The 13425-nt window shown below is 70.0% G+C and carries 13 protein-coding genes, 1 tRNA gene and 1 pseudogene; 4 read left to right on the forward strand and 11 right to left on the reverse strand.

Annotated elements, in window-relative coordinates; all coding sequences use genetic code 11:
- Positions 1–18: 18 nt before the first annotated feature.
- Entirely contained in the window at positions 19–792 is a 774-nt protein-coding gene (locus RKD05_RS11440) for an HAD-IIB family hydrolase (RefSeq protein ID WP_424710136.1), read from the reverse strand.
- Between the two features lie 169 nt (positions 793–961).
- Positions 962–1546, reverse strand: a complete 585-nt coding sequence (locus RKD05_RS11445) for a TetR/AcrR family transcriptional regulator (RefSeq protein WP_424710137.1) — start codon at positions 1544–1546, stop codon at positions 962–964.
- 84 nt (positions 1547–1630) lie between these two features.
- Between RKD05_RS11445 and RKD05_RS11450 the strand changes: the two are divergent.
- Positions 1631–1723 (forward strand): annotated as a pseudogene (locus tag RKD05_RS11450) (SDR family NAD(P)-dependent oxidoreductase); the annotation flags it as partial.
- A 49-nt stretch (positions 1724–1772) separates the two neighbouring features.
- Positions 1773–2468 carry an SDR family NAD(P)-dependent oxidoreductase gene (locus RKD05_RS11455; RefSeq protein ID WP_424710139.1) on the forward strand — a complete coding sequence of 232 codons (696 nt, stop codon included), beginning with the start codon at positions 1773–1775 and terminating at the stop codon, positions 2466–2468.
- An 8-nt stretch (positions 2469–2476) separates the two neighbouring features.
- Here the strand turns inward: RKD05_RS11455 and RKD05_RS11460 are convergent, their stop codons facing one another.
- From RKD05_RS11460 to RKD05_RS11480, 5 genes are all read right to left on the reverse strand, one after another.
- Entirely contained in the window at positions 2477–2713 is a 237-nt protein-coding gene (locus tag RKD05_RS11460) for a hypothetical protein (protein WP_424710141.1), read from the reverse strand.
- Between the two features lie 115 nt (positions 2714–2828).
- Positions 2829–2905 (reverse strand) — tRNA-Pro (locus RKD05_RS11465).
- Positions 2906–3003: 98 nt separating this feature from the next.
- Complete coding sequence (locus tag RKD05_RS11470; RefSeq protein ID WP_424710142.1) at positions 3004–4527, reverse strand: hypothetical protein; 1524 nt, start codon at positions 4525–4527, stop codon at positions 3004–3006.
- Positions 4528–4641: 114 nt separating this feature from the next.
- Positions 4642–5565 carry a metallophosphoesterase gene (locus RKD05_RS11475; protein ID WP_424710144.1) on the reverse strand — a complete coding sequence of 308 codons (924 nt, stop codon included), beginning with the start codon at positions 5563–5565 and terminating at the stop codon, positions 4642–4644.
- Positions 5562–8279 carry a transglycosylase domain-containing protein gene (locus RKD05_RS11480; RefSeq protein WP_424710146.1) on the reverse strand — a complete coding sequence of 906 codons (2718 nt, stop codon included), beginning with the start codon at positions 8277–8279 and terminating at the stop codon, positions 5562–5564. Before RKD05_RS11480 ends, RKD05_RS11475 begins: the two co-directional genes overlap by 4 nt.
- Before the next feature lie 109 nt (positions 8280–8388).
- On the opposite strand from RKD05_RS11480, the gene RKD05_RS11485 reads away from it, so the two are divergent.
- Positions 8389–8607, forward strand: coding sequence for a hypothetical protein (locus tag RKD05_RS11485; protein ID WP_026095616.1), 219 nt, complete (start codon positions 8389–8391; stop codon positions 8605–8607).
- Positions 8604–9071 carry a RidA family protein gene (locus RKD05_RS11490; RefSeq protein ID WP_424710147.1) on the forward strand — a complete coding sequence of 156 codons (468 nt, stop codon included), beginning with the start codon at positions 8604–8606 and terminating at the stop codon, positions 9069–9071. The genes RKD05_RS11485 and RKD05_RS11490 overlap by 4 nt, the downstream gene beginning before the upstream one ends.
- A 23-nt stretch (positions 9072–9094) precedes the next feature.
- On the opposite strand, the gene RKD05_RS11495 is transcribed toward RKD05_RS11490, so the two are convergent.
- From RKD05_RS11495 to RKD05_RS11510, 4 genes are read right to left on the reverse strand one after another with little or no spacing between them, the layout of a single operon-like run.
- Complete coding sequence (locus RKD05_RS11495) at positions 9095–10270, reverse strand: bifunctional 2-methylcitrate synthase/citrate synthase (RefSeq protein ID WP_424710149.1); 1176 nt, start codon at positions 10268–10270, stop codon at positions 9095–9097.
- A gap of 34 nt (positions 10271–10304) precedes the next feature.
- Positions 10305–11204, reverse strand: a complete 900-nt coding sequence (gene prpB, locus RKD05_RS11500) for a methylisocitrate lyase (protein WP_424710151.1) — start codon at positions 11202–11204, stop codon at positions 10305–10307.
- Positions 11204–12730 (reverse strand): MmgE/PrpD family protein, encoded by a 1527-nt coding sequence (locus tag RKD05_RS11505; protein WP_424710153.1) that lies wholly within the window; start codon positions 12728–12730, stop codon positions 11204–11206. Before RKD05_RS11505 ends, prpB begins: the two co-directional genes overlap by 1 nt.
- Positions 12727–13389: a GntR family transcriptional regulator gene (locus RKD05_RS11510; protein WP_424710155.1), complete on the reverse strand. Its 663-nt coding sequence runs from the start codon at positions 13387–13389 to the stop codon at positions 12727–12729. Before RKD05_RS11510 ends, RKD05_RS11505 begins: the two co-directional genes overlap by 4 nt.
- Between the last annotated feature and the right edge of the window lie 36 nt (positions 13390–13425).

Consider the following 13425-nt stretch of genomic DNA (forward strand, 5'->3'; position numbering starts at 1 on the left):
GCGTCGTCTGACGCCGGGTCAGGCGCGGGCGGGGAGCGTGGGGATCAGCGCGTCGAGGTAGTCGGCGGTGTCTTCCCAGCCGTGCACCGCGTGGCACTCGACACCCATGGCCAGCACCGGGTAGTCGTTGCCGTCGGGGTCGAGGCGGTCGCCGACGAAGAGCATGTCGTCGAGCGGGATGCCGGTCGCGTCGGCGAGCTGCTGCATGCCGTAGGCCTTGTCGATGCCGCGGTGGGTGATGTCGACGGAGGTCGAGCCGCCCGAGCGTACCTCGAGGTCGGGGATCCGGGCCGCGACGGCTTCGCGCAGTGCGTTCTTCTTCTCGCCGGTCGGGTCCCATGCCATCTTCGCGTCGAGCGGAGCGGTCTGGCCGAGCGCCGAGAACGTGATCTGCGATCCGCGGTCCTCGAGGATCTCGCCCCACGGCTCGGCCTCCCAGAGACCCAGACGCTCGGCTTCTTCGCGGACCGCGGTGAGGGCGCGCGTCTTCTCGTCGTCGGTGAGCGAGTGCGCGTACACGGTCTCGATCCCGTCGCCGCTCAGGCGGTAGTACTGCGTGCCGCACGTCGGCATGAGGTGCAGGTGCGACAGCAGGGCCGGATCCGCCGCGGGCAGGCGGTCCACGACCTGCGACCGGAACTGCTGGAGCTGACCGCCCGAGATGATCGCGACCTCGACGTGCTCGGCGAGCGCGAGCAGCAGGTCGCCCATCCGCGGGTCGATCGCGGTCTTCGAGGGGGCGAGTGTGTCGTCGAGGTCGAAGGCGACGAGGCGGGGCGAGGTATCGGACACGAGGCTCCTGAGGGCGGGGTGAGGGCGGTATCTCGACACAACACAGGCTCCGCCCGGTGGGGGAGCCTCGCTGCGATCGGCCTCGGCCGGCCGTGGGGCCGATGCCCGCGCGCGGGACGAGGTTGACTGCAATGGTATCCGAGGCGGGCGGGATCCCCGGTCGCGCAGGTCAGGTGCTGCCGCGGACGGCGGCGACGGCCCGGTCGTACAGCTCGGCGAGGTCGAGCTCACCGTGGCTGCGCGCCCACGCTTCCCCCGCCGTGTCGAGGCACGCGATGGCGCTGGCGATGATCGCGGCTGCCGAGACGTCGTCGGCATCCGGTCCCAGGCGGGCGCGGATGCCGGGCAGCAGCAGCGCCTGCCAGTGTCGATGCTTCTCCGCGCTGCGGCTGAGGAGCGAAGGCGTGTCGTACATCATTCGAGCGATCTTGAGGAGGTCGCCCGAATCGCGTTCGAGCGCATGCACCGAGTCGAGAGCGCGACGCAGTGCCTCCCATGGACCGACGTCGGTGGGTATTTCGTCGAGTGCGTCGCGGAGGCGCTCGCCGTCACGGGCGAGGTCGCCGAGGAGGACGTCCTCCTTGGTGCCGAAGTAACGGAAGAAGGAACGGCGCGAGATGCCGGCGGCCGCGGCGATCTGGTCGATGGTCGTCTGCTCGAACCCCTGATCGAGGAACAGGCGCATCGCGACTCCGGAGATCTCGGCGTAGGCGGCGCGGCGCGATCGCTCCCACAGTGAGGCTTCGGCATCCATCTCGGTAGTTTAGCTCACGTGCCTAGTTGACACTGAGTGCCAGGCAGGCATAGCGTGTCGGCATCCACGAACGAAGGACACCCCATGCCACGCCTCGATTTCCCCGCCCACACCGTCCTCGTCACCGGCGCATCGTCCGGGATCGGCGCCGCCTTCGTCGAGGCGCTGGCTTCGCGCGGGGCGAACCTCGTCCTGGTCGCGCGCCGTGGCGACAGGCTCGAGGATCTTGCCGCGATCGGTCCGCGCGCGACACGGCGTCGAGGCGACGCCGATCGTGGCGGACCTCGCGTCGCCGACGGCGACCGCGGCTCTGCGCGATCAGGTCCGCAGCGCAGGCGTGCGGGTCACCGGCGTGATCAACAACGCGGGCTTTGGAACGTTCGGGGAGTTCGTCGGCGACGATCCCGAGCGGCTCGCCCAGGAGATCGCGGTCGACGTCTCCGCGCCCGTGCTGATCACTCGCGCCTTCCTTCCCGACCTCCTGGCAGGGGGACCGGGATTCCTCATCAACGTCGCGAGCATGGCCGCGTATGCTCCGACACCGCGCATGGCGGTGTACGGCGCGGCGAAGGCGTTCGTCCTGAGCTTCACCGAGGCGTTGTGGGCCGAGACGAGGAAGACCGATGTCGTGGTGTTCGCGGTGTCTCCCGGCGCGACCCAGACGGAGTTCAACAGCGTCGTCGGCACGGAGGATGCCACCTCGGGTGCGGCGATGCGGTCGGCGGACGATGTCGTGCGCACCGCCCTCGGTCACCTGGCGCGGCGGAAGCCGGGACCGAGCGTGATCGACGGCACGGGGAACCGGTGGTCGGCTGCGCTGCTGGGGCTGCTGCCCCGGCGCGTCGTCGCGGCTCTGATGGAGCGCGTCACGGACCCCGCGCGACGGGCCGAAGCCTCCCGTTCGAGATCCCAGGCGGGATGACGTCCCACTCAGGCGCGGTCGCCGAGTGCTGCGTGGAGGCGACTCGTGAGGTGGGACATGGCCGCTTCCATCGTCTCGGCGGAGTCGTCTTCCGCCAAGCCGAATCGGCGCAGGTCGCGAGCAAGCCGTTCGTCGATCTTGTCCATCGTCACCGCTCCGCTGCGACCCGTGGCGAGGTGAGCCGTCAGGTTCGCCGCGATACCGATCAGGACCTTGAGGTCGTTCTCGTCGATCTCCACGTTCACGACCCACTCCCTTCGCCGTAGACGAAAATGATCCGACGCGGGGCGGTGCGGGTCAACCCGCACGGAGGAGAAAGGAAGAGAGCCTCCCGCGGATCAGCGGAAGGCTCTCTCAGATTGGTCGGGGTGACAGGATTTGAACCTGCGGCCTCGTCGTCCCGAACGACGCGCGCTACCAAGCTGCGCCACACCCCGTGGCCAACCCTGTAAGTCTACCCTGTCCGCGGGCGTGGTTCGAACCGGGCCGTCGGGCGGGCGCGTCGCGAGGGCGCGCCCGCCCCGTTCGGTTCGGGTCAGGCCCGTGCGGCGGGGAAACGGCGACGGCGAGCCATGAGGATCAGTCCGACCCCGGCGGTCACCGTCGCGGCCGCGAGCACTCCCGCGGGTGCCAGACCGGCGGACGAGATTCCGGTGGTCGCGAGAGCGGTCGGCGGTTCCCCGGCGGACGGAGCTGCCACGGTGGCGACAGGGGTCGGCGTCGGGCTGGGCGTAGGCGTGTCCGACGGTGGAGGCGACACGAGTTGCCGCGTCTGCGTCGGGGTGGCGAACCGCTCCACCCAGACGTACCGCAGGGGCAGGTGCAGGACGGTCTCAGGACTCTGGTCAGCGCGTTCGATCCGCCACACCGCGGTGTAGACGCCGGGCCCCGGAAGCGGGTCGGGTGTCGAGACGGTGTAAGTACCCGGCCCCACAGCCGGATCGGTGGTCACCTCGAGCCGGGCGACCGGCGTCAGGCCGTCGGGGACGACGGGCGCTTCGACGGGGAAGTCGCCCGTGCGATACACGTCGGCTCGGGCGCGAAGGCGCACGAAGGATCCATCGGCCGCGCGGGGCCAGACGTTCTCGCCGGAGGTCAGCGTGACGGCGTCGATGAAGCGACCGTCCTGGATACGCGCCTCCGTGTGGATGCGCGGCGAGAACACGATCGGACGCGCGATGGCATCCTCCGCCGTCAGCTCGAATCGCTGGGGGTCGGCGGGGCCCGCCGATTCCTGCTGGCCCGGTGTGGTGAACAGGCGCACGGCGGCGGCCCGGACCGTGAACGCGCCGCGGGCACGAACGGCATAGGGGCGCCCGTCGGTGTCGCGCGGAGGCGACGCGAGGATCGGGTAAGCCCGGCCCGGTGCGACGGCCGCGTGGTCGGCCGTGCCGGTGTCGGCGAACACTGCGCCGTCGAGATGCAGGCCGCCCGTGGCATCCGGGTCGACGTCGGCGGTGACCGTCCCGCGGGTCGGGTCGTCCGGGCTTGTTGTGAGGGTGAGGGTTCCGCCGACGCGCGGCACGCGGATCGCGGAAGCTTCCGCGAGGTAACGTTCCGCGCGCTCCTGCACGGCCGCGCTGTTCTCGGGGCTGGCACGACGCATGACGTAGTCGATCGCCTCGCGCAGCGAGTCTCCCTCGTAGCCCCACGAGTGCAGCGTCGTGTCGCGGTCCGCGGTCGCCTTCACGGCCCACCCGACGCTCGCCGCCTGCACGGGGTCGTCGGTCTGTCCATAGGTCGTGACGAGGTAGTTGATCGAGACGAGCTGCTGCGGCGTCAGGCCCCTGGCATCCGTCTGCACACCCTGGTCGGTCGTCGGGCCGGTGGCGACGGGCAGCCCCGGATGGATGCAGTACGTCTCGATGTCGCCGACCCGCATGGAACCGTGCCACCCGGTGGAGGAGAGCGGGGCCCAGGTGCCGAATCCGGTACCGCGGTCGGCCGCCTCGGCCGGGGTCGCGACGGCCGTCGTTCCGGCGAGGAGCGCCGCGGACGAGACGAGGAGGGCGAGGAAGACCCGCGAAGCGCGGCGTCGGTGTGGGGGAGGGTGATGCATCGAGTGTCCCTTCGGTCGAGGAGACTCGATCATGCGATTTCGTGATGCCCGCAGAACGGGCGAAAGGGCCGATCCGTGGATGGATCGACCCTTTCGCAGGCGGGGGAGGAGGAGTCAGACAGGCAGCAGCGTGAGCAGCGTCGCTTCGGGGCGGCACGCGAAGCGCACGGGCGCGTAGATCGAGTGTCCGAGGCCGGCGCTCACGTTCAGCGGCACCGTGCGCCCGCCGTGCGTCCACTCGCTGAGGCCCCGCGCCTGGTCCAGCGGCAGGTCGCAGTTCGACACCAGGGCCTTGCGACTGAAGGGGACTCGCACCTGTCCGCCGTGGGTGTGCCCCGCGAGCAGGACGTGGGCGCCCAGGTCGATGAACCGATCGAGCGTGCGGCGGTACGGCGCGTGCATCACGCCCAGCGTCACGTCGGCATCCGGGAGCGTCGACAGCACCGGCGGAATGAGCTCGGGCTTGTCCCAGTTGCGGTGGGCGTCGTCGACGCCGAACCCCGTGATCCGCATGCCCTTCACCTCGACGGATGCCGCGGTGTCGTCGAGCAGATTCCACCCCAGGTCGTCGGTGAAGAAGCGGTCGAGCGCACCGACGTCGAGGTGCGTGTACGCGGGCAGGTTGCCGGACGGTCCCGTGAAGTAGCGCAGCGGGTTGCGCGGTGTCGGACCCTGATAGTCGTTCGACCCGTGCACCACGAACCCGGGCACTCCGCGCAGGGGGGCGAAAGCCTCACGGATGCCGCTGAGCCCGTCGCGGTGGCCGAGATTGTCACCCGTGTTGATGACGAGGTCGGGCGAGAGCTCGGCGAGCCGAGCCATCCACTCCTGCTTCCGGTGCTGCCAGGGCGCCATGTGGGCGTCCGAGACGTGCAGCACGCGGATCGCGTCCGACCCCTTCGGAAGCACGCGGAGAGCGTGGTAGCGGACGGTGAACAGGTACCGCTCGATACCCACGCCCCACACCGCGGCCCCGACGGCGGCCGCCCCCGCGACCCCGAGGGGCGCGAGGGCGGCCTTCACGAGCGGACCGGTCACTGGCACTTCTTCTTCGCGACCTCGAGCACGATGGCGGTGCTCTTGTTGGCGGACGTGCCGCCCGCGGGGTTCGTGGCCGTGACGCGACCGTCATCGGGCGCCCCGCCATCTTCCTTACAACTGACCGACAGGGTGTTGTAGCCGGCCGACTTCAGCGCGGCTTGAGCGGCGTTCAGGTTCTGGCCGGTCACGTCGGGAACCGTCCCGCCCTGGCCGTTGCCCGGGTTGATCGTGATGTTCCCGCCGGCCGGGGCCGAACCGCTGGGGTTCTGCGCGGCCACGCGGTCGCCGCCGAACTCGGCGTCGACCGGATCGCCGACCGTCACGCTGAAGCCGGCGTTCTGGAGGGTGTTCCAAGCGTCGTCGATGCTGCGCCCCACGACGTTCGGGACGTCCTTCGATTGCGTGCGCAGCAGGTTCTGCGCGGGGTCGGGGAAACGGTCGCCGCCGTAGAACTCGTCCGCCGCGGACTGGACCCCCTTCGCCACGGCATAGCGCATGTCGCTCAGCTGGTAGCCGTTGGCGTACTTGCCGAACAGCGTCTCCTGTCCACCGTCCCAGTTGCCGACCCATACGGCGGTCGTGGCGTTGGTCGAGGATTCGATCATCCAGGTCTCGTGCGCTTCGTGCGTTCCCGTCTTACCCAGGACCGGGGTGCCGTCGTTGGGGTTCGCAGCCTGACCGGTGCCGCCTCCGGACATGACGCCTTGCAGCGCGTAGGCCGCTGTGGCCGCGATCTCGGGGGTCAGCACCGTCTCGCACGTCCGCGCGGGGATCGGGCGCTCCGCGCCATCGGCATCCGTCACCTTGTCGATCAGCTTCGGCTGGCAGTGCGACCCGCCGTTGGCGACGGTCGCGAACGCACCCGCCATCGCCAGCGGCGACACGTTGTCGCTACCGATGACCTCGTTCGCGACGTTCATCTTGATCGGGTTGCCATCGCCGGTGGTGCCGACGCCCATCTTCTTCGCGACATTGGCGACGTCGCAGAGGTCGAGCTGGGCAGCCATCGCGAGGTACCCCGTGTTCAGGGAGTCCTTCGTGAACCGCAAGGGCGTTCCGTAATAGCCGGGGTTGTTGGCGAAGTTGTTGATCTTGTAGTTGGTCGTGTTGATCCAGTCGCCGAAGCACGAGTTCTTCATGTTGGGGACCGGACCCAGCCGCCCGTTGAGCTGTGCGTTGAGGGAGTTCCCCTTCTCCAGCCAGTCGACGAGCGTGAAGATCTTGAACGTCGATCCCGCGTTGAAGCCGATGGACCCGCCATTGTCCTTGTCTCCGGCGAAGACGATCGAGTTGTAGGACGGGTCGCTCGCCGCCTGCGTCGGGTCCTGCGTGAACTTCGTGTTCTGCGTCAGCGCGAGAACGCGACCCGTCTTCGCCTCGAGCGTCAGAGCGGTCGATCCGAGGGCCAGACCGTCGGTGCTCGCCGGGACGATGTCGTTCATCGTCGACTGCGCGGCATCCTGCACGCGCCAATCGAGGGTCGTCTGAATCGTCAGACCGTCCTGGCGGAGCGCGCGCACGCGGTCGTCGTCTTCGGCGCCGAACGCGGGGTCGCTGAGGATCTGCCCGACCACCAGCTGGCAGAAGTACGGGGCCTTGGAGGCGCCGCAGCCCTGTTCGGTCGGTGTGATCTGCGGCGTGATCGGCTCGATCGCGTACTGCACATACTGCTCGTGCGTGATCTTGCCGTCGGCCTCCATGCGGCTCAGGACATACAGCTGACGACCCTTGGTCTCGCTGTAGCCGTCGGCGGCGTTCACGAGCTGCTCCTGAGTGATCTCGCCGTTGTCGCGGAGCGTGTAGAGGCCCTGGATCGTGTCCTGCGCGACGTCGTCGATGGACCCGTCGGCCTTCTTGTTCTCGGTGGTGCCGTCGTCGTAGACGATGGACCCGCCCTCGCGGTCGATGCGGAAGCGGTTGGGGTTCTGCACCATTCCCGCGAGGATCGCCGCCTGGCCGATGTTCAGCTGCGAGGCCGGGACGTTGAAGTAGTAGCGCGCAGCGGCGTCGATGCCGTACGTCACGCCGCCGAAGTTCGCGATGTTGAGGTAGCCGAGGAGGATCTGATCCTTGGTGTACTGCTTCTCGAGCTGCACCGCGTAGCGCATCTCCTGCAGCTTGCGCTGGTATCCCGCCGCCCCCTGTGCCTGGATGGCCTCGTCCGCACACGCCCGAAGCGCCTCGTCACGGGTCATCGCGGGCTTGGCGGGAGTGGTGTCGGTGGCCTCGACGGCGTCGGTCGCCTTGGCGTCGCGCTCGCAGCGCTGGACGAGCACGTTCTTGACGTACTGCTGGCTGATCGAGGAACCGCCCTGGGTCTCGCCGCCCGCGGCGTTGCTGAGAAGGGCGCGCGTGGTGCCGATGAGGTCGACGCCACCGTGCTGGTAGTAGCGCGGATCCTCGGACGAGAGGATCGCGTCGTACATCACCGGGTTGATCTGGTCGAACGTCACGGGCGAGCGGTTCTGGTCGTAGAACTTGGCGAGCACCTGATCGCCGGCCGTGATCGTCGTGGGCAGCATGAGCTGGTCGGGCTGCAGGTAGCTCGGCATGTTGTCGAAGATCGTGATCGCGCTCGACGCGGCCAGGCCCGAAACGGCGATCGCCGGGGTCACTGCCGCGGTCACGAGGACGCCGGCGGCCGCGCTCAGGCCGACGAGACCGACGATGCCGCCGAGGGCGCCGCTGGCCGTACGTTTGTTCTCAGGCATAGGCTTGATGCTAAGCGACGTTGCTGGGCGATGCCTCGAAGGCGTGCGCTCGCACGCGTCCGCGTCCACCCTCTCGCTCGACCGCCGAGCCGACCCGCCGGGAGCCCCGATGACCACGTGGGAATACCTCACCACGCCGCTGCTGATCCATAACACCGCCGCAATCCTCAACAACTGGGGCAAGCAGGGGTGGGAGCTCGTCCAGGTCGTGACCGGCCCCGAAGGTGGCCTGGTCGCGTACTTCAAGCGCCCCGTCGGCGGGGGAGAGGCCAACGCGGGCCTCGGTGCCGCCGCGACCGCCGCGCGCCAGTTCGAGGGTCAGCAGTGAGCGTCGCGGAGCGCCTCGCCGCGCTCGGCGTCGAGGTTCCCGGTGTCGTTCCCCCGGTCGCCGCCTACATTCCCGCGAAGCGCCACGGCGACCTCGTCTACACGTCCGGTCAGCTGCCGATGGTGAACGGGTCGCTGCCCGCGACCGGCAAGGTCGGCGAGGGCGAAGGCCTGGTGTCCCCGGCGGATGCCAAGACCTACGCCCGTCAGAGCGCCCTCAACGCCCTCGCGGCCGCCGCATCGCTCGTCGGCGGCGTCGACAACATCACCGGTGTCCTGAAGATCACCGGGTTCGTGGCATCCGTTCCCGAATTCACCGGCCAGCCCGGCGTGATCAACGGTGCGAGCGAGTTCCTCGGCGAGGTCTTCGGCGAGGCCGGGGCGCACGCGCGCTCCGCCGTCGGCGTGCCCGTGCTGCCGCTGGACAGCCCGGTCGAGGTCGAGGTCGTCTTCACCGTCGCCTGACGGCCCGCCGCGCGGGCGGAGTGCTACTGCGCCTCCGCCTCGCGCTCGGCGACCTCCCGCTCGGCGTCGGTGGCGACGTACCCCTCGATGTGCCGTTCGTCCACGCCTGAGTAGGCGGACAGTGGACGGATGAGGGCATTGGATGCCGCTTGCTCGATGATGTGCGCCGTCCACCCCGTGATGCGGGCGGCGACGAAGAGCGGCGTGAAGGTGGGGGTGTCGAAGCCGATGAGGTGGTACGCCGGACCCGACGGGTAGTCGAGGTTCGGGTAGATGCCCTTGCGTCCCACGAACTCCGCTTCGAGCGCGTCGTACAGTGCGGCGAGGTCGTGGGCGTCGTAGTGCTCGACGAGCGTGTCGAGCGCCGCCTTCATCGTGGGGACGCGCGAGTCGCCCTTCTTGTAGACGCGGTGGCCGAAGCCCATGATCTTGCGCTTCTCGGCGAGGGCGGTGTCGAGCCACGGTCCGACGTTCTCCGCGGAACCGATCTCGTCGAGGATGTGCATCACGGCTTCGTTGGCGCCGCCGTGCAGAGCGCCCTTGAGCGCGCCGATCGCGCCGACGACGGCGGAGTAGAGGTCGGCGGTGGTCGACGTGATCACGCGCGCGGTAAAGGTCGAGGCGTTGAACGAGTGCTCGGCGTACAGCACCATCGACACCGCGAACGCGCGGGCGACGACCTCGTCGGCTTCCTCGCCGAACGTCATCCAGAGAAAGTTGCGCGAGTAGTCGAGGTCGGCTCGCGGCTCGACGATCGCCTCGCCGCGGCGGCGCCGCTGGTCGTAGGCCACGATCGCGGGGATCTTCGCGAACAGCAGCTTCGCCTTCGCGAGATCGGAGGCCGCGGAGTTGTCGGCGACCTCGGCCGCGGGCGCGAGCGCCCCGACCGCCGACACCGCTGTCCGCACGACGTCCATGGGGTGCGCGTCGAGGGGGAGGAGGTCGATGGTCGTCCGGACGGCGTCGTCGAGCGCGCGGTGGGACCGCTCGAACGCCTCGAACTCGCGCAGCTCCGCGGCGGTCGGCAGCTCACCGTTCCACAGCAGCAGGGCCACAGCCTCGAACGACTGCGTCGCGGCGAGCTCCTGCACGGGGTACCCGCGGTAGAGGAGGCTGTTGGTCTCGGGATTGACCTTGCTGACGGCGGTGTAGTCCACCGTCACCCCGGCCAGGCCTTTCTTGATCTCGACGTCGGTCATCGTCTCTCCTTTGAGTCTCGGGCAGGGTCGGGCGTCAGCGTTCGACGGTGAAATCGAACACGTTCGCGTCGAACCGCGTGTAGTGCTCGTAGTCGATGAGGTCGTACAGGTCGGCGCGGTGCTGCATCTCGCCGAGGTGGTCGCGGAGATGACCCGCGGATGCCAGCGCGTCGAGGCCCCGCTCGGCGGCGCCCATCGCGAGGCGCAGGAGCGAGACGGGCCAGATGACCATGTTCACGCCGACGTCCCGCAGCTGATCGGTGGAGAAGAGGTCGGACTTCCCGAACTCGGTCATGTTCGCGAGGATCGGCACGCCGAGGGCTTCGCGCATGGCGGCGAACTCGCCGAGGTCGCGCATCGCCTCGGGGAACACCACGTCCGCGCCGGCGTCGACGAGGGCCTTCGCGCGGTCGATCGCGGCATCCAGGCCCTCCACCGCCCGCACGTCGGTCCGCGCGATGACGAGGAAGTCGGGGTCGCGCCGGGCGTCCACGGCCGCACGGATGCGCTTGATCGCGGTGTCGGCATCCACGACGCTCTTGCCGTCGAGGTGGCCGCAGCGCTTCGGGTTGACCTGGTCCTCGATGTGGGCGCCGGCGAGTCCCGCGTCCTCCAGCGTCTGGATCGTGCGGGCGACGTTCATCGGTTCGCCGAAGCCCGTGTCGGCGTCGATGATGGCCGGGAGTTCGGTCATGCGCGCGATCTGCTGCCCGCGGCCGGCGACCTCGGTGAGGGTCGTGAGGCCGATGTCGGGGAGCCCCAGATCCGCCGAGATCACGGCGCCCGAGATGTAGACGCCCTCGAAGCCCTTCCGCTCGATCAGACGTGCCGAGAGGGGGTTGAACGCCCCCGGGAAGCGGACGAGTTCGCCGGATGCCAGCTTCTCGCGCAGCGCGCGGCGCTTCTGCGCCGGGGTGGTCTGGGCGTACAGCATCAGAACAGGCCCTTCGGGGCCGGCGCGAGAGCCAGGACGCCGGGCTTCGCGACGATCGTGAGCTGCTGGACTTCGGCCGGGGTGAGCTCGGGCAGCCGCTCGGCGAGGTCGAGGAAGCGCTCGATCTCCTCGGGCGTCAGCACGGGCTCGGCGAGCAGCCGGAACTTGCGCACGTAGTCCTCGCGGGCGAACGGTCGGGCGCCGAGCGGGTGCGCGTCGGCGACGGCGATCTCGTCCTCGACCACGGAGCCGTCCGTCAGCGTGATGACCACGCGACCCCCGAAGGCCTTCTCGTTCGGGTCCTCGGAGTGGTAGCGGCGCGTCCACTCGGCATCCTCGGCCGTGGTGATCTTGTGCCACAGCGCGACGGTGTCCTCGCGGCCGGCCCGCTCGGGCGTGTACGAGTCGACGTGGTGCCAGGCGCCGTCCTGCAGCGCCACCGCGAAGATGTACGGGATCGAGTGGTCGAGCGTCTCGCGCGACGCCGTCGGGTCGTACTTCTGCGGGTCGCCCGAGCCCGAGCCGATCACGTAGTGCGTGTGGTGGCTGGTGTGCAGGACGATGGATGCCACGTTCTCCGGGTCGCGCAGTTCGGGGCGTTCCGTGCCGAGGCGGCGGGCGAGGTCGATCCACGCCTGCGCCTGGTACTCGGCGGAGTGCTCCTTCGTGTACGAGTCGAGGATCGCGCGCTTGGACTCGCCCTCCGCGGGGAGCGGCACGTCGTAGGTGGCATCCGGGCCGCCCAGCAGCCACGCGATGACCCCGTCCTCGCCCTCGTAGATGGGGGAGGGGCTGGTCTCGCCGCGCATCGCGCGGTCGACGGCTTCGACCGCCATCTTCCCGGCGAAGGCGGGGGCGTGCGCCTTCCACGTCGAGATCTCGCCCTTGCGGGACTGCCGCGTGGCGGTGGTGGTGTGGAGGGCCTGGCCGATCGCCTGGTAGATCGTCTCCTGGTCGAGGTCGAGCAGGGTGCCGATGCCCGCGGCGGCGGAGGGGCCGAGATGCGCAACGTGGTCGATCTTGTGCTTGTGCAGCGAGATCGCGCGGACGAGGTCGATCTGCACCTCGTAGGCCGTCGCGAGCGCGCGGACCACGGCGGCGCCGTCGCGTCCGGTGTGCTGGGCGACCGCGACCACCGGCGGGATGTTGTCGCCCGGGTGCGAGTACTCCGCGGCGAGGAACGTGTCGTGGTAGTCCAGTTCGCGGACCGCGACGCCGTTGGCCCAGGCGGCCCACTCGGGGCTGGACCGGCGCTCGAGCGCGCAGCCGAACACCGTGGCTCCGACGCCGCCGATCGAGACGGCGTGGTCGAGCGCCTGCTGGCGCGCCGCGCTCACGGGCCGGCGGGTGAGCGAAGCGGCGGCGACCGCGGCGTTGTCGATGACGCGGTTGATGATCATGTCGACGACGTCCTGGTCGACCGCGACCGGGTCGACGGCGATGCGCGCCAGTGCCCACGCGAGCTGCCCCTCGCGCGCGAGGTTCTCGTCGCTGCGGTGGACGCGGAGGTGGTGGGTGATCGTCATGCGAGGGCCTTTCGGTGGGGCGAGGGCGCGGCGTCGTCGAGGGACTCGAGGATGCTCGTCAGGGCGTTGTGCAGGTGCACGTGGGTGGCGTGCGCGGCGAGGTCGGCGTCGCCCGCGGCGATCGCGGCCGCGATGAGCCGGTGCTCCGCGACCGAGGCCGACAGCCGCTCGGGCTGGTCGCGGGCGAGGCGGCGCACGCGCACCAGGTGGGTGCGGACCGTGCGGAGAGCCGCGGTGAGGTAATCGTTCGCCGCGGCGGTGTCGAGTGCCGCGTCGAAGTCGGCGATGAGGCGGTAGTAGTCGTCGCGGGCCTCCTCGCGGTCGAGGTGCACGTCGTCGAACGCCGCGGCCAGGTCGGCGAAGTCGGCTGCGCGAGGGGACACGGCGGCCAGGCGCACCGCCGTCTCCTCGAGCGCGCGCCGCGCGACGAACAGCGACCGGATGTCACCCGCGTCGACCGCGGTGACGACCGTGACGCGCGGGGAGGTCTGGGCGACCAGTCCGTCCGAGGTGAGGCGCGCGAGCGCCGCGCGTAGGGGCGTCCGGCTCACGCCGAGGCGGGCGGACTGCTCGACCTCACCGAGGACGGTGCCCGGCGCGAGCACGCCCGTCTGGATGTCGTCGAGGAGGGCGGAGTACGCGCGGTCGCTGGCCCGCATGGCATCCCTCCCTCGCCGTTGATTCCTTCAGTGTAT

Source organism: Microbacterium sp. SLBN-111 (assembly GCF_049739645.1).
Taxonomy (GTDB): domain Bacteria; phylum Actinomycetota; class Actinomycetes; order Actinomycetales; family Microbacteriaceae; genus Microbacterium.

What these genes read in the sequence shown, in the direction of transcription:
- RKD05_RS11505 (WP_424710153.1), bottom strand. Translation starts at nt 12,730, where the DNA reads ATGACGATCACCCACCACCTCCGCGTCCACCGCAGCGACGAGAACCTC.
- RKD05_RS11445 (WP_424710137.1), bottom strand. Translation starts at nt 1,546, where the DNA reads ATGGATGCCGAAGCCTCACTGTGGGAGCGATCGCGCCGCGCCGCCTAC.
- prpB (WP_424710151.1), bottom strand. Translation starts at nt 11,204, where the DNA reads ATGCTGTACGCCCAGACCACCCCGGCGCAGAAGCGCCGCGCGCTGCGC.
- RKD05_RS11510 (WP_424710155.1), bottom strand. Translation starts at nt 13,389, where the DNA reads ATGCGGGCCAGCGACCGCGCGTACTCCGCCCTCCTCGACGACATCCAG.
- RKD05_RS11485 (WP_026095616.1), top strand. Translation starts at nt 8,389, where the DNA reads ATGACCACGTGGGAATACCTCACCACGCCGCTGCTGATCCATAACACC.
- RKD05_RS11470 (WP_424710142.1), bottom strand. Translation starts at nt 4,527, where the DNA reads ATGCATCACCCTCCCCCACACCGACGCCGCGCTTCGCGGGTCTTCCTC.
- RKD05_RS11495 (WP_424710149.1), bottom strand. Translation starts at nt 10,270, where the DNA reads ATGACCGACGTCGAGATCAAGAAAGGCCTGGCCGGGGTGACGGTGGAC.
- RKD05_RS11480 (WP_424710146.1), bottom strand. Translation starts at nt 8,279, where the DNA reads ATGCCTGAGAACAAACGTACGGCCAGCGGCGCCCTCGGCGGCATCGTC.